We start from the raw sequence: 20,320 nt of genomic DNA, 5'->3' as shown, positions 1-20,320 counted from the left end.
GTTGCTGCCCAGATCATATGCTGGTTGGTAAGAAATGACTGAATCCAGATCACCTTATGGTGTTTAAGGATATGCCCTTTTCCGGTTCTGTGACTTCTTTCACGTTTGTGAACTTTAGCAATAAAAACCGGCTCTCGGTTGAAATGGTGGGGTGATGCCCTCATTGTAATGGTGTCGGCCGTTTACGGCCTCTTTTTTCGCGCCGTCGCCCCGTGGCGGCCGCGCTTTACCTACCGATAGGAGAACCAGGTGCGCTGGTTACCGCTACTGCTGATATTTCTGCTGGCATACATAGAAATATCCATCTTTATCAAAGTCGCCGCCGTGCTCGGCGTGGCTGTCACCCTGCTGCTGGTGGTGTTCAGCTCCTGCGTCGGCATCTCGCTGGTGCGCAATCAGGGCATGAAAACCTTCGTGCAGATGCAGCAAAAACTGGCGGCCGGCGAAAGCCCGGCGGCGGAAATGGTGAAAAGCGTTTCGCTGGTGCTGGCGGGCTTCCTGCTGCTGATTCCGGGCTTCTTTACCGACTTCCTCGGCCTGTTGCTGCTGCTGCCGCCGGTGCAAAAATCGTTGACGCTGAAGCTGATGCCGCACCTGTCGGTTTATCGCCCCGGCGGTTGGACGGGCGGCGACGCCGCCAACGGCAACACCTTCGACGGCGAATTCCAGCGCAAGGACGACGAACGCCCGGTGCTGGAACACCGCCCGGACGAGGAGCGCAAGCCTCACGATCGTTAAGCAAACGCGGCTCAGGCCGCGTTTTTCATCTCTGTAGCACCCGCGCGACCAAAAATGCGAAATTTTTTTCGTTAGCCCCCTTGAAGGGGGCTGGAACGCCCCCATCTCAAATCCCACGAGGCCGGTAATAACAACCATCCGGTGTACAACCCTAAATCTGATAGAGACCTTCTTACAGGAGAGCGTTCAATGAGTATTCGTCCATTGCATGACCGCGTTATCGTCAAGCGCAAAGAAGTTGAATCAAAATCTGCTGGCGGCATCGTCCTGACTGGCTCTGCGGCGGGTAAATCCACTCGCGGTGAAGTGGTTGCAGTGGGTAAAGGGCGTGTGCTGGAAAGCGGCAACATCCAACCGCTGGATGTAAAAGTTGGCGATATCGTGATTTTCAACGACGGCTACGGCGTGAAAGCAGAGAAGATCGACAATGAAGAAGTGTTGATCATGTCCGAAAGCGACATTCTGGCAATTGTTGAAGCGTAATTGCGCTTTATCTTCTGAACTGAACGAGTTGAAGGGAAATACCAATGGCAGCTAAAGACGTAAAATTCGGCAATGACGCTCGCGTGAAAATGCTCCGCGGCGTGAATGTTCTCGCTGATGCAGTAAAAGTGACTCTGGGCCCGAAAGGCCGCAACGTAGTGCTGGATAAATCTTTCGGCGCACCGACCATCACCAAAGACGGCGTTTCCGTTGCGCGTGAAATCGAACTGGAAGACAAGTTCGAGAACATGGGCGCACAGATGGTGAAAGAAGTGGCCTCCAAAGCGAACGACGCGGCGGGCGACGGCACCACCACGGCAACCGTACTGGCGCAATCCATCATCACCGAAGGCCTGAAAGCGGTTGCTGCAGGCATGAACCCGATGGACCTGAAGCGCGGCATCGACAAAGCGGTTGTCGCTGCGGTTGAAGAACTGAAAAAACTGTCCGTACCTTGCTCCGATTCCAAAGCTATCGCTCAGGTAGGCACCATCTCCGCCAACTCCGACGAAACCGTGGGTAAACTGATCGCGGAAGCGATGGAGAAAGTGGGCAAAGAAGGCGTTATCACCGTTGAAGAAGGCACCGGCCTGCAAGACGAGCTGGACGTGGTTGAAGGTATGCAGTTCGACCGCGGTTACCTGTCCCCATACTTCATCAACAAGCCGGAAACCGGTTCTGTTGAGCTGGAAAGCCCGTTCATCCTGCTGGCTGACAAAAAGATCTCCAACATCCGCGAAATGCTGCCGGTGCTGGAAGCCGTTGCCAAAGCAGGCAAACCGCTGCTGATCATCGCTGAAGACGTAGAAGGCGAAGCGCTGGCGACCCTGGTGGTCAACACCATGCGCGGCATCGTGAAAGTGGCTGCCGTTAAGGCGCCTGGCTTCGGCGACCGCCGTAAAGCCATGCTGCAGGACATCGCGACCCTGACTGCCGGTACCGTTATCTCTGAAGAGATCGGTCTGGAGCTGGAAAAAGCCACCCTGGAAGACCTGGGCCAGGCAAAACGCGTTGTGATCAACAAAGACACTACCATCATCATCGATGGCGTGGGCGACGAAGCGACCATCCAGGGCCGCGTTGCTCAAATTCGTCAGCAGATCGAAGAAGCGACCTCTGACTACGATCGTGAAAAACTGCAGGAGCGCGTAGCGAAACTGGCCGGCGGCGTTGCCGTTATCAAGGTTGGCGCAGCCACTGAAGTTGAAATGAAAGAGAAGAAAGCCCGCGTTGAAGACGCCCTGCACGCGACCCGCGCTGCAGTGGAAGAAGGCGTGGTGGCCGGCGGTGGCGTAGCGCTGATCCGCGTTGCAGGCAAAATCGCCGCGCTGAAAGGCGACAACGAAGACCAGAACGTGGGTATCAAAGTTGCGCTGCGCGCAATGGAAGCCCCTCTGCGTCAGATCGTGGTCAACGCCGGTGAAGAAGCTTCCGTTATCGCCAACCAGGTGAAAGCGGGCGAAGGCAGCTACGGCTACAACGCTTACTCTGAAGAATACGGCGACATGATCGCGATGGGTATCCTGGATCCAACCAAAGTGACCCGTTCTGCTCTGCAGTACGCGGCTTCCGTGGCTGGCCTGATGATCACCACCGAATGCATGGTCACCGACCTGCCGAAGGCTGACGCACCGGATCTGGGCGCAGCAGGCGGCATGGGTGGCATGGGTGGCATGGGCGGCATGATGTAATCATCCCCCACACGCTTGTGTGCTGAGAACCCCGGTCAAACGACCGGGGTTTTTTTTATCTTAAAAATCAATAAAAAGAATGTTTATTTAGCTTGTTATTAGTTCACTGAATGAATTATTGCATTATTTTGCTTTTACCCTAAACCGTTGTCGTTTCGTACCGATATAGCCCCTACCAGGCGGGGAATTTTCCCTCGCCGGTGTGACTGTCAACGGAGACGACTTATGCTGAAAAATATGAAAATAGCCACCTGGCTGATGTTGATGCTGTTGCTGTTGGGCTTGATGCCCATGGGAACCGGCGCCATCGCCTTCTATTTCATGCAGCAAAACGGCAACAGCATCGGCAGGATGAGCACTTTCTCCGACGAGGAAGCCGCGCTGAACCGCAGTTGGCGTGCTTTGCTGCAAACGCAGACGCTGATCGACAACATGGCGTTCGAGCGCATGGCGCAGACGGACGCCGCCGATATCCGGCAGGGCATCATTGAGGCACGTAACGAGCTGCGCAGCGCCGACGTCGCGTTCAACCTGTTCTGGGAGACGCCGGGCCTGACGGTATCGCGCCCGGATCTGGGCGAGGCGATGAAAAAGGTCTACCTGGCGCAGCAGGCGGTGCTGAAGCAAGAGCTGACGCTGTTGGCCGACACGCCGCAGGTGGCGCTGATCGAGCGGCTGCACGCCATGGCGGCAGAGAAGCGCCAGGTGCGCCAGCGGCTGGATAGCCAGTTTGCCGACTACATGCGGGCCACGGTGGCCGCCCATCGTCTGGCGGTGGAAGAGGCGGAGCAGACCCAAAAAGTCTTTGCACGCCTGCTGAGCGGCACCCTGGCGGCGATCCTGCTGCTGCTGGTCGCCGTGCAACGTGATTTCCGCCGGCGCTTGATCCTGCCGCTGCGCCAGATCGCCGAACACTTGCAAAAGGTTGGGCGCGGCGATCTGCGCTGCGAGATCGCGGTACGCAACAACAATGAGATCGGCATGCTGTTTGCCAGCCTGCGAACGATGCAGCAGGAACTGAGCGCCACCGTGCAGCAGGTGCGTGACGGCGTGGAGTCGATCAACCACGGTACGCACGAGATCGCCGTCGGCAACGCCGATCTTTCCAGCCGCACGGAAGAACAGGCCAGCGCGCTGACGGAAACCGCCGCTAGCATGGAACAGATCACCGCGACGGTGCGGCAAAACGCCGATAACGCCAACCAGGCCGCCGGGATGGTCAATCAGACCGCCGGCATTGCCCGCAACGGCGAAACGCTGATGGCCAGCGCGGTCGACAAGATGCGGGCGATCAACGACAGCGCGCGTCAGGTGGGGGATATTACCAGCGTGATCGACGGCATCGCCTTCCAGACCAATATCCTGGCGCTGAACGCCGCCGTGGAGGCCGCGCGGGCCGGTGAACAGGGGCGGGGTTTTGCGGTGGTGGCCGGCGAGGTGCGCAATCTGGCGCAGCGCTGCGCGACTTCGGCCAAGGAAATCAGCAGTTTGGTCGACGGCGTGACCGGCGATATCGCCGCCGGCGTGCGCTTGGTGGAGCAGGCAGGCGAGACGATGAATGCCATCGTTGGCTCGGTGAACCAGGTGACGTCGCTGATGGATAACATCTCGTACGCGTCGGAAGAGCAAAGCAAGGGCGTCGAGCAGGTCGGGGTAGCGGTGACCCAGATGGATCAGGTGACCCAGCAGAACGCCGCGCTGGTGGAGGAGGTGGCGACCACCGCCGTCGGCGTGGAGGAGCAGGCGGCCCTGCTGGCGCAGGCGGTGGCGGTATTCCAACTGGCGGAGGGGGAACCGCACCAGGGCGACGTGGAGGCGCAGGCATCGGCGGCCGTTGCCGCTTGGGCCTAACGCCGCCGCACTGTATTTGATGATATTTTTGCCGCCCGGGGCGATTTAGCTGGTAAACTGGTAAGTCATCAGCTGTCGCTCAAGACGTTGGCCCGCTCGCGTGGCAACGGATGCTTAAGAGATGGCATCGCTTTCTGATAAGCTTTTGCGTAATTCTCAACATCGAATGGGGAACAAGATGCGGATTAAAGCCTTACTGGGTCTCTCGGCAGCGATGCTGCTGGCGGGTTGCAGCACCACTCATGAACTGACCGCTGCGGGTCAGCAGATCAAGTTCACCGACAGCAAGCCGGCGGCGGAATGCCAGCTGCTGGGGGAAGTGACCGGCACCCAGAGCAACTGGCTGTCCGGCAACGGCGGTGAAGGCAGCTCCATGCGCGGTGCGGCCAACGATCTGCGCAACAAGGCGGCGGCCATGGGCGGCAACGTAATCTACGGCGCCAACAGCCCGAGCCAGAATCTGCTCTCCAGCTTCGCACCGCTGGACAGCAAAATGGTCGGCCAGGTTTACAAGTGCCCGTAAGGCGCTGAGGCCGGAGCCGCAAAGAGATAAAAAAAGAGGAATGCCACGGCATTCCTCTTTTCGTTGGGGGACTTGGCGCGCGTCACTCCTGCATCAGGCGCAGATCGATCGGCGTTTTGCTCGGTTCGCCGCCCACTTCGCGCGTCAGGCGCGGCACCAGATAGCCGGACACCTTGCTCAGCAGCGCTTGCATGATGGCGCGCGCTTCATCGTCGCTGACCATGAAGTGCGCCGCGCCCTGCACCTTGTCCAGCACGTGGATGTAGTAAGGCAGGATACCGGCGTCGAACAGCGCGTTGCTGAGCGCCGCCAGCGTGTCGGCATCGTCGTTGACGTCGCGCAGCAGCACGCTCTGGTTGAGCAGCGTGACGCCGGCGAGGCGCAGCTGCGCCATGGCGCTTTGCAGATCGCGGTCAATTTCGTTGGCGTGGTTGATGTGCGTGACCATCAGCACCTGCAGGCGCGAGGCCGACAGCAGGCGGCACAGCGCCGGCGTGATGCGCGCCGGGATCACCACCGGCAAACGGGTGTGAATGCGCAGGCGTTTCAGGTGCGGGATGGCCTCCAGTTCGCCAACCAGCCATTCCAGCTCGCTGTCTTTGGCCATCAGCGGATCGCCGCCGGAAAAAATGATCTCGTCCAGTTCCGGGTGTTGGCGGATATAATCCAGTGCCTGCCGCCAGTTGTTCTTATTGCCCTGATTATCCTGATAGGGGAAGTGGCGGCGGAAGCAGTAACGGCAGTTGACCGCACAGCCGCCCTTGACCAGCAGCAGTGCGCGATTGCGGTATTTGTGCAGCAGGCCCGGCACCACGCTGCGCTGCTCATCGAGCGGATCGGTGGTGAACCCTGGGGCGTTGATGAACTCCTCTCTGGCGGTCAGCACCTGGCGCAGCAGCGGGTCGTTGGCATCCCCGGGGCGCATGCGTGCGGCGAAGGCGCGCGGCACGCGCAGGGCGAACAGCCGGCGGGCATCGCGCCCCTGCGGCAGTTCCGGGTGCGTATTCAGTGACAAAAGCTGCAGTAATTCATCAGGATCGGTAATAACATCGGCGAGTTGATGCAACCAATCTTCTCTATGTGCCGTACTTTGGGTTATAATGTGTGCCATTTTTTTGGCTAAGCTACCAGTTCAAATATTCAGAGGGCCATCATGGCGACTTATTCTAGCAACGATTTCCGTCCGGGTCTTAAAATCATGTTCGAGGGCGAACCTTACGCCGTCGAAGCCAGTGAGTTCGTTAAGCCGGGCAAAGGCCAGGCGTTTGCACGCGTGAAAATGCGTCGTCTGCTGACCGGCACCCGCGTGGAAAAAACCTTCAAGTCTACCGATTCTTGCGAAGGCGCAGACGTGATGGACACCAACATGAACTACCTGTACAGCGACGGTGAGTTCTACCACTTCATGCACCCTGAGTCTTTCGAACAGCATCAGGTTGACGGCAAAACCGTAGGCGATGCGGCCAAATGGCTGCAGGACAACGCAGAGTGCATCATCACCCTGTGGGATGGCCGTCCAATCGCCGTTCAGCCGCCGAACTTCATCGAAGCGGAAATCACCGATACCGATCCGGGCCTGAAAGGCGATACCGCAGGGACTGGCGGCAAGCCGGCGACCCTGAGCACCGGCGCCGTGGTTAAAGTGCCGTTGTTCGTCCAGATCGGCGAAGTGATCAAAGTTGACACTCGCTCTGGCGAATACGTCTCTCGCGTTAAATAAGTTTCAAAGCAGAGGAACCCCCGCGGTTCCTCTGTTTTATCCCATCCCCGTTCGTTGGCAGAAAACCCGCATGTTCAAGAAAACGTTGTTGGCCGTGCTCTCCCTGTTGTTCCTTTTCTCCCTTAGCAGTTGCAATACGTTTCGCGGTTTCGGCGAAGACGTTCAGCATCTCGGCGGCGCCATCTCCCGCACGGCCAGCTGATCCCGTCCTTTAACCCGATGTATTTGCGCCACAAAGCCGGTGGCGATCCCACTCTCTGCGCCAATTTTGACTAAGCTTAGAAAGCCGTACTTTTTCATCAACGACAAATAAGGACTTTCTTATGCTGAAGAAAAGTATTATCGCGATCTTCTCTTTGATGATTTTGACCTCGTTGACCGCCTGTAACACCACCCGCGGCGTGGGTGAGGACATACAGGCCGGCGGCAAGGCCATTCAGCGCAGCGCGGAATAATCCGTTCTCCACCCGGCGGCGTTCCGCGCGCGGAGGGCCGCCGCATTCCTCCTCTTGCCTGAGCGTTAACGCTGCTGCTATCCTGCCGCAGTGCGGGTGAGGTTACCCGCCGTTCATCACCCCGCTGAACGGGACGACCCGTTTACGCGTCATTATATCGGGGACGACCCCAGTGGTAGGGAGGCCGTCTCATGGCCTGGATTATTCTGCTTATCGCCGGTTTGCTCGAAGTGGTTTGGGCTATCGGTCTGAAATACACCCACGGTTTTACCCGGCTGACGCCGAGCATCATCACCATCGCCGCGATGGTGGTCAGCATGTTGCTGTTGGCCAACGCCATGAAAACGCTGCCCGCCGGCACCGCCTATGCGGTGTGGACCGGCATCGGCGCGGTGGGCGCGGCCATCATGGGCATGGTGCTGTTGGGCGAGTCGACCAATATCGCGCGTATCATCAGCCTGTGCCTGATCGTGGTCGGCATCCTGGGGCTGAAGTTCAGCAGTCACTGATCGGCGGACTGTTGCACCCAGATCAGCGCATCGGTGGCGAAACCGTAGCCCTTGGCCGTCTGTAATAAGCTGTCGCGTACGCCGGCGTCAAGCGTCGGGGTGCGCGACAGGATCCACAGATAGTCGCGGTTTGGGCCGCAAACCAGCGCGTAGCGGTAGTCCGGGTCCAGGGCAATCACGTTATAGCCGCCGTAGAAGGGGCCGAAGAACGACACTTTCAGCGCCGCGATCTGCGGTGAGCCGATAAAGTAGGCTTTGCCTTCGCTTTCTTGCCATTGCTGTTTCTGCGGATTGAAGCCGCGATTGATGACTTTCAGCCCGCCGTCGGCGCGTGGGCTGTAGTGGGCGGTTACCTGCTGCAAACCGCGTTCAAAACGATGATCCAGACGCGCGATTTCGTACCAGGTGCCGAGATAGCGCTGACTGTCGAAAGGGGTCACGACCTTGATGTCTTTGGGCGGGGAGACGCTGCAAGCGACGGAGAGCAGGGCAGAAAGCATGACGCTAAGCTTTGACCATAAACGCATCGGTGACTCCTGTTTACCGGGGGCGAGTAGACAGTGTAGCCGATGAGAAAAGGGCGGCCAACGGGCGTTGGCCGCCTGAGCGGTTTACAGGGTGACGACGCCGATAACGGTGACCACGCTGAGGATCGCCGCCAGACCGTAGAACACCCATTTGCCGGCCGGTACGTGGATCTTCAGATCGTGCATTGCATGGTGGATGCGGTGCAAGCCGCACCACAGTGGCAGAATGATCATCAGCAGCAGGAACAGGCGGCCGATCAGGCTCTGGCAGAACGCCAGCACGCGCTCGTAACCCAGTGCTTCACCGGGGAACAGCCCCAATGGCAGCAGAATGCCGACCAGCAGCACGATGGCCGGTGCGACGATCGCGCCCCACATGCCGCCGGCGCCGAACAATCCCCAGAAAACCGGCTCGTCGGAGCGTTTAGGTGCTTGATTTATCATGTTTCCTCCGGATTAGATCAGGGCCACGGCCAGGATGACCACGCTGACGACGACCGTGACGGCCCACAGCCCTTTCACGATGGGGCCCGGCCCCATTTTCTCGCTGTTGACCACGATATTGGCGGCCTTCGGCGCCAGATCGAACCAGGTTTTGGTGTGCAGCGCCGCCGCCAGCAGGGCGACGACGTTGATCAACAACACCAGCGGGTTCTGCAAGAAGCCGACGAAGCCGGCCCAGCTCTCGGCGCCGCCCTTCAGCGCGAACACGCCGTAGAGCAGCACGAGGCTGAACCAGACCGCCAGCACCGAGGTGCCTTCGCGCAGCATGTAGAAACGGTAGAAGCCGAGCTTTTGCCACCAGGTGGGCGTCATGGTGCGCACATAGGGCTTACGTTGAGTTGTCATGGCAATTTTTCTCCCTTATTGCGGCTTCAGCATGGCGATCATGAAGTCTTTGGCGCTCTCCACCTTGCCCTGCTGGATGGCGGCGGCGGGATCGACGTGTTTCGGACAGACTTCGGAGCAATAGCCGACGAAGGTGCAGCTCCAGACGCCGTTTTGGCCGTTAAGCTGCGGCATGCGCTGTTTCTTGCCGTGGTCGCGGTTGTCCAGGTTGTAGCGGTGCGCCAGCGTGATCGCCGCCGGGCCGATAAACTCGGGGTTGAGGCCGAACTGCGGGCACGCGGCGTAGCACAGGCCGCAGTTGATGCAGCCGGAGAACTGGTGATACTTGGCCATCTGCGCCGGGGTTTGCACGTTCGGGCCGTCTTCCGGTTTGCGATCGTTGCCGATGATGTACGGCTTGATCGCCTCCAGGCTTTCGATGAAGTGGGTCATGTCGACCACCAGATCGCGCTCGATCGGGAAGTTGCCCAGCGCTTCGACCTTCATGCCGCCGACGTAATCGCGCAGGAAGGTTTTGCACGCCAGCTTCGGCACGCGGTTGACCATCATGCCGCAAGAGCCGCAGATCGCCATGCGGCAGGACCAGCGGTAGGAGAGATCCGGCGCCAGGTTGTCCTTGATGTAGCCCAGCGCGTCGAGCAGCGAGGTCTGTTCGTCGTAAGGCACGGCGTAGGTGACGAAATGCGGCTCGGCGTCGCTTTCCGGGTTATAGCGCATGACTTCGATCTTCAGGGTTTGCATCTCAGCCATTTGCCTGCTCCTTATTCTTTTTCTCCTGCGCTTCGGCTTCTGCGCCGTAGACGCGTTTGGCCGGCGGCAGCTTGGTGATTTTCACGTCGCTGTATTCGAGGCGTGGTGCACCCTGCGGGTTATGGAACGCCAGCGTATGCTTGAGGAAGTTGACGTCGTCACGCTCGGTGCAGCCTTCGTCCAGGCGCTGGTGAGCGCCGCGCGACTCTTTGCGGTTAAACGCGGAGTGCGCCATGCATTCGGCGACGTCCAGGCCGTAACCCAGCTCGATGGTGTACAGCAGATCGGTGTTGAACACGCTGGAGTTGTCGGTGATGTTGACGCGCTTGAAGCGCTCTTTCAGCTCCGCCAGCTTATCGATGGTTTTTTGCATCAGCTCCGGCGTGCGGTAGATGCCGCAGCCTTCTTCCATCGACAGCCCCATTTCGTCGCGGATCTTCGCCCAGTTTTCGTTGCCTTCCTGCTTCATCAGGTTGCTCAGGCGGGTTTCGACGTCGCGGGTTTGCGCATCCAGCGCGCTGCCGTTGGCCGGCGTGGTTTCCAGCGCGCGGCGGGCCGCTTGCTCACCGGCGACGCGGCCGAACACCACCAGTTCTGCCAGCGAGTTGGAGCCGAGACGGTTGGCGCCGTGCAGGCCGACGGAGGAGCATTCGCCGACTGCGAACAACCCCTTGATGCGGGTTTCACAGTTCTGGTCGGTTTCAATGCCGCCCATGGTGTAGTGCGCGGTAGGGCGCACCGGGATCGGATCTTTCACCGGGTCGACGCCGACGTAGGCCTTGGCCAGTTCACAGATGAACGGCAGCCGCTCCAGCAGCTTTTTCTCGCCCAGGTGGCGCAGATCGAGGTAGACCACGTCGCCGCGCGGGGTGGCGATGGTGCGGCCGGCGCGCCATTCGTGCCAGAAGGCCTGGGACACTTTGTCGCGCGGGCCCAGCTCCATGTATTTGTTCTTCGGCTCGCCCAGCGGGGTTTCCGGGCCCATGCCGTAATCTTGCAGGTAACGGTAGCCGTCCTTGTTCACCAGGATGCCGCCTTCGCCGCGGCAGCCCTCGGTCATCAGGATGCCGGAACCGGGCAGGCCGGTCGGGTGATATTGCACGAACTCCATGTCGCGCAGCGGCACGCCGTGGTGGAACGCCATGCCCATGCCGTCGCCGGTAACGATGCCGCCGTTGGTGTTGTAGCGGTAGACGCGCCCGGCGCCGCCGGTGGCCATCACCACCGCGTTGGCGCGGATCTGCACGCGGGTGCCTTCCATCATGTTGAGCGCCACCAGGCCACGCGCCTGGCCGTCATCCACCAGGATATCCAGCACGAAGTGCTCGTCGAAGCGTTGGATCTGCGGGTATTTCAGCGAGGTCTGGAACAGGGTGTGCAGCATGTGGAAGCCGGTCTTGTCGGCGGCGAACCAGGTGCGTTCAATCTTCATGCCGCCGAAGCGCCGCACGTTGACCGAACCGTCCGGTTTGCGGCTCCACGGGCAGCCCCACTGCTCGAGCTGGGTCATCTCGCGCGGGCACTGATGCACGAAGTGATCGACCACGTCCTGTTCGCACAGCCAGTCGCCGCCGGCGACGGTGTCGTGGAAATGGTAGTCGAAGGTATCGTGATCCTGGGTGACGGCGGCGGAGCCCCCCTCGGCGGCGACCGTGTGGCTGCGCATCGGGTAGACCTTAGAGATCAGCGCGATTTTCAGTTGGGGATTGGCTTCCGCTGCGGCTATTGCTGCACGTAAACCAGCGCCCCCGGCCCCAATAATGGCAAGATCGGCGTTAAAGGTTTGCACTGCATTCCTCCAATGTTCTTATTAAGAACGGCAAGTTAAATATCTATGCTTAAAATTTAGCGAACTCTTCGGGTGCTAACTAATTGAACCGATTAATGTTGCTTAAAGGTTAAGGATAGATATCTCCCACCAATAATGGGGAATTAACTATACCTAAAGTTAAGTAGTCGAAATTTGATGTGATCGATTGTTTTGTCGATTAACGCTCGACCAACAGGCTTGCCTGCCTTTTCGCGTGTTCGGCGTGCTTTACCCTTTTTAACGCGCTTTTGCCGCCTATTTATCGGAAATTGGCGTTATGGCCGGTTGTGTATCGTGAAGAATTTGTTTGGCTGCAAGGATGCGAGTAGACTGCATCCCCTGTTTGATTTCGGAGTTAATTACCATGAGCGAAACGGCAAGCTGGCAGCCTAGTGCACCCATCGCCAATTTGTTGAAACGCGCAGCGATTCTGGCTGAGATCCGGCGTTTCTTCGCCGATCGTGGCGTGCTGGAAGTTGAGACGCCCACCATGAGCCAGGCGACGGTCACCGACGTTCACCTGTTCCCGTTCGAGACGCGTTTCGTCGGGCCGGGGGCGGCAGAGGGCCTGACGCTATACATGATGACCAGCCCGGAATATCACATGAAGCGCCTGCTGGCGGCGGGCAGCGGCCCGATCTACCAAATGGGGCGCAGCTTCCGCAATGAAGAAGCCGGGCGGCATCACAACCCGGAATTCACCATGCTGGAGTGGTACCGTCCGCACTACGACATGTACCGCCTGATGAACGAAGTGGACGATCTGCTGCAACAGGTGCTGGACTGCGAGAGCGCGGAGACCCTGTCTTATCAGCAGGCCTTCCTGCGCCATCTGGACATCGATCCGCTGTCGGCGGAGAAGGCGCAGCTGCGCGAAGCGGCGGCCAAACTCGACTTGAGCAACATCGCCGATACCGAAGAAGATCGCGATACGCTGCTGCAGCTGCTGTTCACCGTGGGCGTGGAGCCGCATATCGGCCGTGAAAAGCCGGCGTTCGTTTACCACTTCCCGGCCAGCCAGGCGGCGTTGGCGGAGATCAGCACCGAGGACCACCGCGTGGCGGAGCGTTTTGAGGTGTACTTCAAGGGCATCGAGCTGGCGAACGGTTTCCGCGAGCTGACCGACGGCCGTGAACAGCAGCAGCGCTTCGAGCAGGACAACCGCAAGCGCGCAGAGCGCGGCCTGCCGCAGCAGCCGATCGACTATAACCTGCTGGCGGCGTTGCAGCACGGCATGCCGGAGTGTTCCGGCGTGGCGCTGGGCGTGGATCGCCTGGTGATGCTGGCGCTGGGCGCCGAGAGCCTGAGCGACGTATTGGCCTTCCCGGTCGGGATCGCCTGACGTTTCAGGCGGTAAGAAAAGCAAAAAGGGCCGGCATTTGCCGGCCCTTTTTTTATCGCGAGAACCGCTTACAGGCCCCCGGCGTCGCGCTTGGTGTTCGGCGCCGGCGTAGACGGCGGCGTACGGCCGTTGTTGGTCAGCCGCGACAGCGTCTCGGTGCGCACCTGGAACGGCGGGTACGGCAGCGTGATGCCGTGCTCGCGGTAGCCCGCCAGGATCAGCTGGTGGATCTCGTGGCGCAGCGGCATGCGGTGGCCCATCTCGGCGGCGTAAATACGCATCTCGAAGATCTGGATACCTTGCTGCAGATCGACCAGGTAAACCTCCGGCGCCGGGTTATCCAGCACCAGCGAGCAGCGTTCGGCGGCGTTCATCAGGATCTTGGTCACCTCTTCGCTGTTGGCTTCGCCCGGTGCCGGCACGGTCAGCACCACACGGGTCAGGTTATCCGACAGCGACCAGTTGACGAACTGTTCGGTGATGAAGGCTTTGTTCGGCACGATGATCTCTTTGCGGTCCCAGTCCGAAATGGTGGTGGCGCGGGTGTTGATCTTGGTGACGGTGCCGGTCAGGTTGCGGATCGTCACGGTGTCGCCGATGCGGATCGGTTTCTCGAACAGGATGATCAGGCCGGAGATGAAGTTGGAGAAGATCTCCTGCATGCCGAAGCCCAACCCCAGGCTGAGTGCGGTAACCACCCACTGCAGTTTCGACCACTCGATGCCGATCCAGGCGAAGCTGAGCACCGCGCCGAACACCAGCAGCAGGTACTTGGTGATGGTGGTGATGGCGTAGCCGGTGCCCGGCGTCAGATCCAGGTGCTGCAGCACCGCCAGCTCCAGCAGCGCCGGCAGGTTGCGCACCAGCTGCATGGTGATGATCAACACCAGAATGGCAATCAGGACCGCGCCGAGGGTAATCGGATGGGCGGTCTCCACGCCGTTCACCGTCGAGGTCACATCCCACAGCGAGATGTTTTCCAGGAAGGCGAACGCGGAGTGGATCTCCGACCACAGCACGATCACCGACACCAGCGCGATCAGCGTCAGGATCGAACGCACCAGCCGCAGCGACTGAGCGCTGATGGTGTCCAGATCGAAGTCCGAATCGTCCGGATCGATGGATCCTTCGGTGCTGTTTGGGGTGTGCGAAGTTTCGTCTTCGCCGCGGGCGCGCTGGGCCAGGATGTCGGCACGGCGCTGTTTGGCGCGATCGAAGGCGATGCGCCGCCGCTGGATCAGCATCCAGCGGCGGATGATGTGGTAGACAACCAGCAGCAGGAACCAGATCGCCACCGAGGTTTCCAGGCGCGCCAACAGCGCCTGCGCGGTGGTGAGGTAACCGACGGTCGAGGCCAGCGCCGCCAGCAGCGGCGCCGACAGCAGCAGCCCCCAGAAGGCGCTGTTGAGCATGTTGTCGCCCGAGCCGTTTTTATCCAGATACAGCGGGATGCCGGCGCGCTTCAGGCTGTGGGTGACCAGCGCCAGCGCCAGACACAGCAGGATGAAGCACAGCCGCCCCAGGGTGTTGGCGAATTCGCGCTCTTTCAGGCTATCGAAGGTGATCAGCGCCATGATCAGCGGCACGATCAGCCAGATCGACATCTTATAGTAACGCATGGCGCGCGAAACCTGCTTCGCCGGCCAGCGGAAGTGCACGATGAACAACCCCTGCGGATGGGCGAAAGCGGCGCAGATCATGCAGATCCACAGGATCGGCAGCGTGGCGGTCACCCCCTTGCCGATCGCTTCCGCCACCGGGTAGTTCCAGGCGCTCTGCAGGCCGTAGCCGAGCGCGGCCCACAGCACCGGCAGCGGCATCGCCACCAGAATCGACCAGAACACGGTGCGCACCGTCAGGAAGAATTCGTCCTGCGTCACCTTGCCGACGCGGCTGCTGGCGCGCTCGAGGAAGGCGTGATAGTGCTTGCGCGAACTGATGCTGAAAATCACCAGCAGCAGGGCGCCGAAGATCGGGATCAGCGTTTCGCGGCTGGTCACCATCATCATGAAGGCGCCGCCGAGCTGTGACAGCGTGTCCAGCGACAGGACGCGCGTCAGATCATGCGCCACGTTGAGCGGATAAGAGAAGTTGATCGGATTGACGTCCGGCACCCAGAACAGATAGCGGTGGGTGGCGTCGCGAATTTCGTTCAACGCTTCGATCAGTTGGGTGTTGGCCACCTTCAGCTTGGTCAGCTCGAGGATTTGGGTGTCGCAACCGGACAGCAGCGAGTTCAGCAGCTCGCGCTGGGTGCGCAGCTGGGCATCGACGATGCGCTGCTCCTGGTTGGTCAGCGCGCTGCCGTCGTCGCGTTTGAATTCGCGTTGCGACAGTTTTTCCAGCTGGTTTTCAAACTGCAGGCGCTGCACGCGCAGCTGGGCCATGTCGCCGTCCAGCTGTTGCGGCTTGGGCATCTCCGGCAGCGTCGCCACCTGGGCGCGCAGGGTTTCCCCCAGCGCCGATGACGAGCCGAGCCACTGGGCCTGTTCGATGATAGTACTCAGCGCCTGGCGCACCTGCAGCGTCTGCGCCGCCGCCTGCCGCTGCTGCGACGAAATCAGATCCATGCGCTGCGCCTGGCTGTTCAGCGCGGCGGACAGTTCGCGGTTGATCTGCAGCTGTTGGCTGATGCTTTTTGGCAAGTCGCCGTTCTGCTCGGCCAGCTGCTCGGTTTTTTCCAGCGCCAGTTCCGCTTCGCGTTGGCGCTGGGCGTTGAGGTTGTTGCGCAGCGCCTGCAGCTGAACGTCTATTTTCTCGTGGCGCTTTTTATAGACCTCGGCGCGCATGCGCGCCAGCTCCTGACGGTTGTTGGCCGACAGCTGCGCCAGCTCCAGCTCGTCCACTTTGGCTTTGCGCGCCGCGGCTTCGGTTTGCAGCAGGGCCAGGGCGGCCTGCGCGTACGGGGTGGTCGGGTTGGCGGGCTGCGCCTGCAGACGGCGCTGCACTTCGGTCAGCGCGCGGCGGGCGTCGGTCTGCTGCTGCGGCAGCTGGCCGAGGGAATCGCTGATTTCCCGCGTGCGATCCTGCTCTTGTTGCAGCAGGCGCGCCTGTTCCAGCAGCAGGCTGCTGGTTTGCAGGATCTGCTGTTCCAGCTCGGCGGCCGGCAGATCGTCGCCGTTCGGCAGGATCTTGTTGCTTTCCAGCACCAGCTGACGGCGCAGTTCCTGCGTCATCTTCGGGAAATCGTCGATCACCTTCTGATACTGTTCAGAGCGAGTCTGCGACTCTTTACGCTCCGTCAGCCAGTTGAGGGCGCTTTGCAGCGCCTCGGTGGTCTCCGCCTGATTTGGCGCGTTTTTGCTGCTTTCCGCCTGCTTCAGCTCCTGTTTGAGCTGGTTCTCGGTCGGCACGGGGGCGGCCAGCGCCGGTTGCCACAGCAGGCAACCGAGCAAAAGCGTGATGATCAGGCGCACGGCGTCGATTCCTTTAGAGCGGGGTCTGTGGTGTTTCAGCGGCGGCCGGGATTTCGGCGAAGGCCTCACCCATGCGGGTGACGGTGCCGTTATGCAGCTGCGGCGCGAACTGCACGCTGCCTGCGGTAAACAGGTTGATCACCGTGGAGCCGAGTTTGAAGCGGCCCATCTCGGCGCCTTTTTCCAGCGCGATGGAGCCTTCTTCACCGGCGGCCGGGTAGGTCCAGCGTTTGATGATGCCTTCGCGCGGCGGCGTGACGGTGCCGGCCCAGACGGTCTCGATGCTGCCGACGATGGTGGCGCCGACCAGGATTTGCACCATTGGCCCGATGTCGGTGTCGAACACGCAGATCACGCGCTCGTTGCGCGCGAACAGGTTAGGCACGTTGGCGGCGGTGAGCGGGTTGACCGAGAACAGATCGCCCGGCACATAGATCATCTCGCGCAGCACGCCGGCGCACGGCATGTGCACGCGGTGGTAGTCGCGCGGCGCCAGATAGGTGGTGGCGAACAGGCCGTTGCGGAACGGCTCGGCCAGCAGGTAGTTGCCGGCCAGCAGCGCTTCCAGGCTGTAGTGGTGGCCTTTGGCCTGGAAGATTTGATCGTCGCGGATCGGGCCGAGCTGGCTGATGGCGCCATCGGCAGGCAGCGCCAGCCAGTTGGCGTCGGCGACGATCGGGCGCGCGCCGTCGCGCAGCGGGCGCACGAAGAAGTCGTTGAAGGTGGCGTAAGACGCCAGGTCCGGATTTTGCGCTTCCTGCATGTCTACGCGGTAGAAGCGGGCGAAGGCCTTGACCACCAGTTGGGTCAGCCAGCCGGCCCGTTTGTCGGCGCCCCAGCCTGCCAGGCGGGTCAGCGCCAGCTTCGGCAACCAATATTGCAATTTAATCTTGATGCTATCCAGCACGTTAACCTCGTGAATCAGGGTAAAGGGCGCGCATTGTAACGAGGGCTCCGCCGTCGTCAATGCCCGCCCGTCAGTGTCAGTCTGCGGCGTCCGTGAAGTTCTTGCGAACCTTCACCTGCGCCATGCTTTCCAGAATGCGGTGATAGTTGTCGAAACGTTCTTCCGCGATATCGCCCTTCTCCATCGCCGCGCGGATGGCGCAGCCGGGATCGGTATCGTGGCGGCAGTCGCGGAATTTGCAACCGCCTAAATAATCACGGAATTCGACAAATCCGCGGGTGATTTGTTCCGGCTCCAGATGCCACAGGCCAAACTCGCGCACCCCCGGGGAGTCGATCACGTCGCCGCCGTGCTGGAAATGGTACAGCCGCGCGGCGGTGGTGGTATGTTGCCCGAGGCCCGAAACGTCGGAAACCTGATTTACCAGAATTTGCTCTTCGGACGGCGGCAGCAGCGCATTCAGCAGGCTGGACTTGCCGACCCCCGACTGGCCGGCGAAGATGCTGATGCGCCCCGCCAGCGCCTGTTCGAATTCCGCCATGCCTTCCCGCGTCTGGCTGGAAACTTCCAGCACCCGGTAGCCAATCTTGCGATAGATATCCATCATGCCGTCGACCAGCTTGCGCGCTTCGGCGTCCAGCAGGTCAATTTTGTTGAGCACGATCAGCGGCTCGACTTCGAGCGTTTCGCAGGCCACCAGATAACGGTCGATGATGTTCAGCGACAGCTCGGGCAGGATCGCCGACACGATGACGATCTGATTGATATTGGCGGCGATCGGCTTCACGCCGTCGTAGAAGTCCGGGCGCGTCAGCACCGAGGTGCGCTCGTGCACCGCTTCCACGATGCCTTTTACCCCTTCATGGGTGCCCAGGCCGGGGCGCCACACCACGCGATCGCCGGTGACCAGCGAACGCAGCGTGCGGCGGATGTTGCAGCGGTGCTGAGTGCCATCCGGCGCCTCAACGTCGGCGTGCATGCCGAAACGGCTGATAACGACGCCTTCCTGCGGCTCGCCCAGCTGGGAATCATCCGGTTCCGGTTTGTTATCAGCGCGCTTCAGACGGCGCTGATGGTTCGCCTGCACGCGGCGTTGCTGGCCTTTGGACAGTTTGTTCTTACTCACTGCGCCTCACTTGAATCGGTTTTATACCTTTACGTATACGCACAGCTGCGGCGGGGGACTTGCCCCGAGCGCAGCCTTGAACCCGTCAGGGTATATGTCGCCCAGGGCGACCAAAAAGACTATGATACACGCTATTTTATATTAAATAACCGTTGTTAGCCGCCGGCTGCGGCGCGTCGCCACCGGCGGCGCCCGTCGTCTCGTCCGCACAGCGTTTTTCTCTCGGCTTTTAGGCAGGAAACATCATGACAGGAAACGAAAATAACCTGATTTGGATCGATTTGGAGATGACCGGGCTGGATCCCGAGCGTGACCGCATTATCGAGATCGCCACGCTGGTCACCGACGCCAACCTGAACATCCTGGCGGAAGGGCCGGTGATCGCCGTGCACCAATCCGACGAGCAGCTGGCCTTGATGGACGAGTGGAACGTGCGCACCCATACCGGCAGCGGGCTGGTGGAGCGGGTGAAAGCCAGCCGCCAGGACGATCGCGCCGCCGAGCTGGAAACGATAGCCTTTCTGCAGCAGTGGGTGCCGGCCGGTAAATCGCCGATCTGCGGCAACAGCGTGGGCCAGGACCGCCGTTTCCTGTTCCGCTACATGCCGGAGCTGGAGGCTTACTTCCATTACCGCTATCTGGACGTCAGCACCTTGAAGGAACTGGCGCGCCGTTGGAAGCCGGAAATTCTCGCCGGCTTTAAGAAGCAGGGCACCCATCAGGCGCTGGACGACATCCGCGAATCGGTGGCCGAGCTGGCTTATTACCGCGAACATTTCATTCAGCTTTAAGGCGATGACGGCCCCTGCGGGGAAAAAACGCCGTTTTTAGCCGCTTAATTCGCCAATCTGGCGCTTTAATCGGCAATCAAACAAAAATCGCGTTTTTTTGCTTTCAGGGGCTTGCGACAAAAAGGATTTCTCGTATAATGCGCACCCCGTACCGATGAAGAATTTCGTAACGTTCCACCATCGATACGCCGGGCGGGAATAGCTCAGTTGGTAGAGCACGACCTTGCCAAGGTCGGGGTCGCGAGTTCGAGTCTCGTTTCCCGCTCCAAATTCAACAATGTCGCGATGCGGCATGATGAATAAATAAAGCAGTATCAAGCAGTACCTATGCGACGCGGGAATAGCTCAGTTGGTAGAGCGCAACCTTGCCAAGGTTGAGGTCGCGAGTTCGAGCCTCGTTTCCCGCTCCAAAAATTCAAAGGTCACGCCAGTGTTTGGTGACCGGATGCCAAAAGCATCTCAATGCGGGAATAGCTCAGTTGGTAGAGCACGACCTTGCCAAGGTCGGGGTCGCGAGTTCGAGTCTCGTTTCCCGCTCCAATTTTCTCTTCGTTTCAAATTCAAATCCAACGCCTTATCCGGCGCGGGTTTTTGTCCCGTTTTACACGCCTGGTAAAAATGTTGTAAACAGAGTTATCCACAGCCTCTGTACATAAACCCGCCTGCCTGAAAAATCAACGTCATACAAATTAAATATTTATCTATTTGATTTATAAGTTTATTTATTTATCCCAAAACGTTATGCCGATCACTTGCTCTTTTTGTTGCAGTTGAAAGACAACGTGTTTTTATTTTTATGCACAAATCCACAGAGTGAGACATCCGGTGAAAT

At 60.0% G+C, this 20,320-nt stretch carries 20 protein-coding genes and 3 tRNA genes; 14 read left to right on the top strand and 9 right to left on the bottom strand.

Annotated elements, in window-relative coordinates:
• The first annotated feature begins 249 nt into the window (after positions 1-249).
• The 5 genes from EKL15_RS10550 to EKL15_RS10530 all read left to right on the top strand — a co-directional run bounded on the left by EKL15_RS10550 (position 250) and on the right by EKL15_RS10530 (position 5,286).
• On the top strand, positions 250-738 hold the full coding sequence (locus tag EKL15_RS10550) for an FxsA family protein (protein WP_019453406.1): 489 nt from the start codon (positions 250-252) through the stop codon (positions 736-738).
• Between the two features lie 189 nt (positions 739-927).
• A complete protein-coding gene (locus EKL15_RS10545) occupies positions 928-1,221 on the top strand; it encodes a co-chaperone GroES (protein WP_004952634.1) in 294 nt (97 codons plus the stop codon).
• A gap of 44 nt (positions 1,222-1,265) precedes the next feature.
• On the top strand, positions 1,266-2,912 hold the full coding sequence (gene groL, locus EKL15_RS10540) for a chaperonin GroEL (RefSeq protein ID WP_004929662.1): 1,647 nt from the start codon (positions 1,266-1,268) through the stop codon (positions 2,910-2,912).
• Between the two features lie 225 nt (positions 2,913-3,137).
• A complete protein-coding gene (locus EKL15_RS10535) occupies positions 3,138-4,763 on the top strand; it encodes a methyl-accepting chemotaxis protein (protein WP_084826952.1) in 1,626 nt (541 codons plus the stop codon).
• A gap of 178 nt (positions 4,764-4,941) precedes the next feature.
• Entirely contained in the window at positions 4,942-5,286 is a 345-nt protein-coding gene (locus EKL15_RS10530; RefSeq protein ID WP_025305007.1) for a DUF4156 domain-containing protein, read from the top strand.
• A gap of 82 nt (positions 5,287-5,368) precedes the next feature.
• Here the strand turns inward: EKL15_RS10530 and epmB are convergent, their stop codons facing one another.
• Positions 5,369-6,397 (bottom strand): EF-P beta-lysylation protein EpmB, encoded by a 1,029-nt coding sequence (epmB, locus tag EKL15_RS10525; protein ID WP_033636765.1) that lies wholly within the window; start codon positions 6,395-6,397, stop codon positions 5,369-5,371.
• 42 nt (positions 6,398-6,439) lie between these two features.
• Between epmB and efp the strand changes: the two genes are divergently transcribed.
• The 4 genes from efp to sugE all read left to right on the top strand — a co-directional run bounded on the left by efp (position 6,440) and on the right by sugE (position 7,970).
• Positions 6,440-7,006 carry an elongation factor P gene (efp, locus tag EKL15_RS10520; RefSeq protein ID WP_004929666.1) on the top strand — a complete coding sequence of 189 codons (567 nt, stop codon included), beginning with the start codon at positions 6,440-6,442 and terminating at the stop codon, positions 7,004-7,006.
• 70 nt (positions 7,007-7,076) lie between these two features.
• The gene (locus EKL15_RS10515) at positions 7,077-7,208 is read left to right on the top strand and encodes an entericidin A/B family lipoprotein (RefSeq protein ID WP_004929667.1); all 132 of its coding nucleotides are present in this window, start codon (positions 7,077-7,079) and stop codon (positions 7,206-7,208) included.
• Between the two features lie 121 nt (positions 7,209-7,329).
• The gene (locus tag EKL15_RS10510) at positions 7,330-7,461 is read left to right on the top strand and encodes an entericidin A/B family lipoprotein (protein WP_033636766.1); all 132 of its coding nucleotides are present in this window, start codon (positions 7,330-7,332) and stop codon (positions 7,459-7,461) included.
• Between the two features lie 191 nt (positions 7,462-7,652).
• Positions 7,653-7,970, top strand: a complete 318-nt coding sequence (sugE, locus tag EKL15_RS10505; RefSeq protein WP_004929669.1) for a quaternary ammonium compound efflux SMR transporter SugE — start codon at positions 7,653-7,655, stop codon at positions 7,968-7,970.
• On the opposite strand, the gene blc is transcribed toward sugE, so the two are convergent.
• From blc to frdA, 5 genes are all read right to left on the bottom strand, one after another.
• On the bottom strand, positions 7,964-8,497 hold the full coding sequence (gene blc, locus EKL15_RS10500; protein ID WP_087763025.1) for an outer membrane lipoprotein Blc: 534 nt from the start codon (positions 8,495-8,497) through the stop codon (positions 7,964-7,966). The two genes, sugE and blc, sit on opposite strands and share 7 nt — an antisense overlap.
• 84 nt (positions 8,498-8,581) lie before the next feature.
• Positions 8,582-8,941, bottom strand: a complete 360-nt coding sequence (gene frdD / locus EKL15_RS10495) for a fumarate reductase subunit FrdD (RefSeq protein WP_004929672.1) — start codon at positions 8,939-8,941, stop codon at positions 8,582-8,584.
• Between the two features lie 12 nt (positions 8,942-8,953).
• Positions 8,954-9,346 (bottom strand): fumarate reductase subunit FrdC, encoded by a 393-nt coding sequence (gene frdC, locus EKL15_RS10490; RefSeq protein WP_060440901.1) that lies wholly within the window; start codon positions 9,344-9,346, stop codon positions 8,954-8,956.
• A 15-nt stretch (positions 9,347-9,361) separates the two neighbouring features.
• Positions 9,362-10,096, bottom strand: coding sequence for a succinate dehydrogenase/fumarate reductase iron-sulfur subunit (locus EKL15_RS10485; RefSeq protein ID WP_033648713.1), 735 nt, complete (start codon positions 10,094-10,096; stop codon positions 9,362-9,364).
• Positions 10,089-11,885 (bottom strand): fumarate reductase (quinol) flavoprotein subunit, encoded by a 1,797-nt coding sequence (gene frdA / locus EKL15_RS10480; protein WP_187321944.1) that lies wholly within the window; start codon positions 11,883-11,885, stop codon positions 10,089-10,091. Before frdA ends, EKL15_RS10485 begins: the two co-directional genes overlap by 8 nt.
• Before the next feature lie 385 nt (positions 11,886-12,270).
• Between frdA and epmA the strand changes: the two genes are divergently transcribed.
• Positions 12,271-13,248 (top strand): elongation factor P--(R)-beta-lysine ligase, encoded by a 978-nt coding sequence (epmA, locus tag EKL15_RS10475; RefSeq protein WP_004929681.1) that lies wholly within the window; start codon positions 12,271-12,273, stop codon positions 13,246-13,248.
• A 68-nt stretch (positions 13,249-13,316) separates the two neighbouring features.
• Here the strand turns inward: epmA and mscM are convergent, their stop codons facing one another.
• From mscM to rsgA, 3 genes are all read right to left on the bottom strand, one after another.
• On the bottom strand, positions 13,317-16,664 hold the full coding sequence (mscM, locus tag EKL15_RS10470; RefSeq protein WP_060421868.1) for a miniconductance mechanosensitive channel MscM: 3,348 nt from the start codon (positions 16,662-16,664) through the stop codon (positions 13,317-13,319).
• A 13-nt stretch (positions 16,665-16,677) separates the two neighbouring features.
• Entirely contained in the window at positions 16,678-17,571 is an 894-nt protein-coding gene (gene asd, locus EKL15_RS10465) for an archaetidylserine decarboxylase (RefSeq protein ID WP_100395955.1), read from the bottom strand.
• Positions 17,572-17,647: 76 nt separating this feature from the next.
• Positions 17,648-18,697, bottom strand: coding sequence for a small ribosomal subunit biogenesis GTPase RsgA (gene rsgA / locus EKL15_RS10460; protein ID WP_004929686.1), 1,050 nt, complete (start codon positions 18,695-18,697; stop codon positions 17,648-17,650).
• Positions 18,698-18,942: 245 nt separating this feature from the next.
• Between rsgA and orn the strand changes: the two genes are divergently transcribed.
• The 4 genes from orn (at position 18,943) to EKL15_RS10440 (ending at position 20,028) form a co-directional block, all read left to right on the top strand.
• Complete coding sequence (gene orn, locus EKL15_RS10455) at positions 18,943-19,488, top strand: oligoribonuclease (protein ID WP_033636776.1); 546 nt, start codon at positions 18,943-18,945, stop codon at positions 19,486-19,488.
• Between the two features lie 192 nt (positions 19,489-19,680).
• A tRNA-Gly gene (locus EKL15_RS10450) sits at positions 19,681-19,756 on the top strand.
• Positions 19,757-19,822: 66 nt separating this feature from the next.
• Positions 19,823-19,898: transfer RNA gene (locus tag EKL15_RS10445), tRNA-Gly, on the top strand.
• A 54-nt stretch (positions 19,899-19,952) separates the two neighbouring features.
• Positions 19,953-20,028: transfer RNA gene (locus EKL15_RS10440), tRNA-Gly, on the top strand.
• Positions 20,029-20,320: the final 292 nt, after the last annotated feature.

Source organism: Serratia sp. 4542, from assembly GCF_016805595.1.
Taxonomy (GTDB): domain Bacteria; phylum Pseudomonadota; class Gammaproteobacteria; order Enterobacterales; family Enterobacteriaceae; genus Serratia; species Serratia nevei.
This window is presented reverse-complemented; position numbering and strand designations above follow the sequence as displayed.

Excerpts from the sequence above, each read along its gene's own strand:
- EKL15_RS10545 (WP_004952634.1), top strand. The coding sequence starts at position 928 with ATGAGTATTCGTCCATTGCATGACCGCGTTATCGTCAAGCGCAAAGAA.
- groL (WP_004929662.1), top strand. The coding sequence starts at position 1,266 with ATGGCAGCTAAAGACGTAAAATTCGGCAATGACGCTCGCGTGAAAATG.
- EKL15_RS10535 (WP_084826952.1), top strand. The coding sequence starts at position 3,138 with ATGCTGAAAAATATGAAAATAGCCACCTGGCTGATGTTGATGCTGTTG.
- EKL15_RS10530 (WP_025305007.1), top strand. The coding sequence starts at position 4,942 with ATGCGGATTAAAGCCTTACTGGGTCTCTCGGCAGCGATGCTGCTGGCG.
- epmB (WP_033636765.1), bottom strand. The coding sequence starts at position 6,397 with ATGGCACACATTATAACCCAAAGTACGGCACATAGAGAAGATTGGTTG.
- efp (WP_004929666.1), top strand. The coding sequence starts at position 6,440 with ATGGCGACTTATTCTAGCAACGATTTCCGTCCGGGTCTTAAAATCATG.
- EKL15_RS10515 (WP_004929667.1), top strand. The coding sequence starts at position 7,077 with ATGTTCAAGAAAACGTTGTTGGCCGTGCTCTCCCTGTTGTTCCTTTTC.
- EKL15_RS10510 (WP_033636766.1), top strand. The coding sequence starts at position 7,330 with ATGCTGAAGAAAAGTATTATCGCGATCTTCTCTTTGATGATTTTGACC.
- sugE (WP_004929669.1), top strand. The coding sequence starts at position 7,653 with ATGGCCTGGATTATTCTGCTTATCGCCGGTTTGCTCGAAGTGGTTTGG.
- blc (WP_087763025.1), bottom strand. The coding sequence starts at position 8,497 with ATGCGTTTATGGTCAAAGCTTAGCGTCATGCTTTCTGCCCTGCTCTCC.
- frdD (WP_004929672.1), bottom strand. The coding sequence starts at position 8,941 with ATGATAAATCAAGCACCTAAACGCTCCGACGAGCCGGTTTTCTGGGGA.
- frdC (WP_060440901.1), bottom strand. The coding sequence starts at position 9,346 with ATGACAACTCAACGTAAGCCCTATGTGCGCACCATGACGCCCACCTGG.
- EKL15_RS10485 (WP_033648713.1), bottom strand. The coding sequence starts at position 10,096 with ATGGCTGAGATGCAAACCCTGAAGATCGAAGTCATGCGCTATAACCCG.
- epmA (WP_004929681.1), top strand. The coding sequence starts at position 12,271 with ATGAGCGAAACGGCAAGCTGGCAGCCTAGTGCACCCATCGCCAATTTG.
- orn (WP_033636776.1), top strand. The coding sequence starts at position 18,943 with ATGACAGGAAACGAAAATAACCTGATTTGGATCGATTTGGAGATGACC.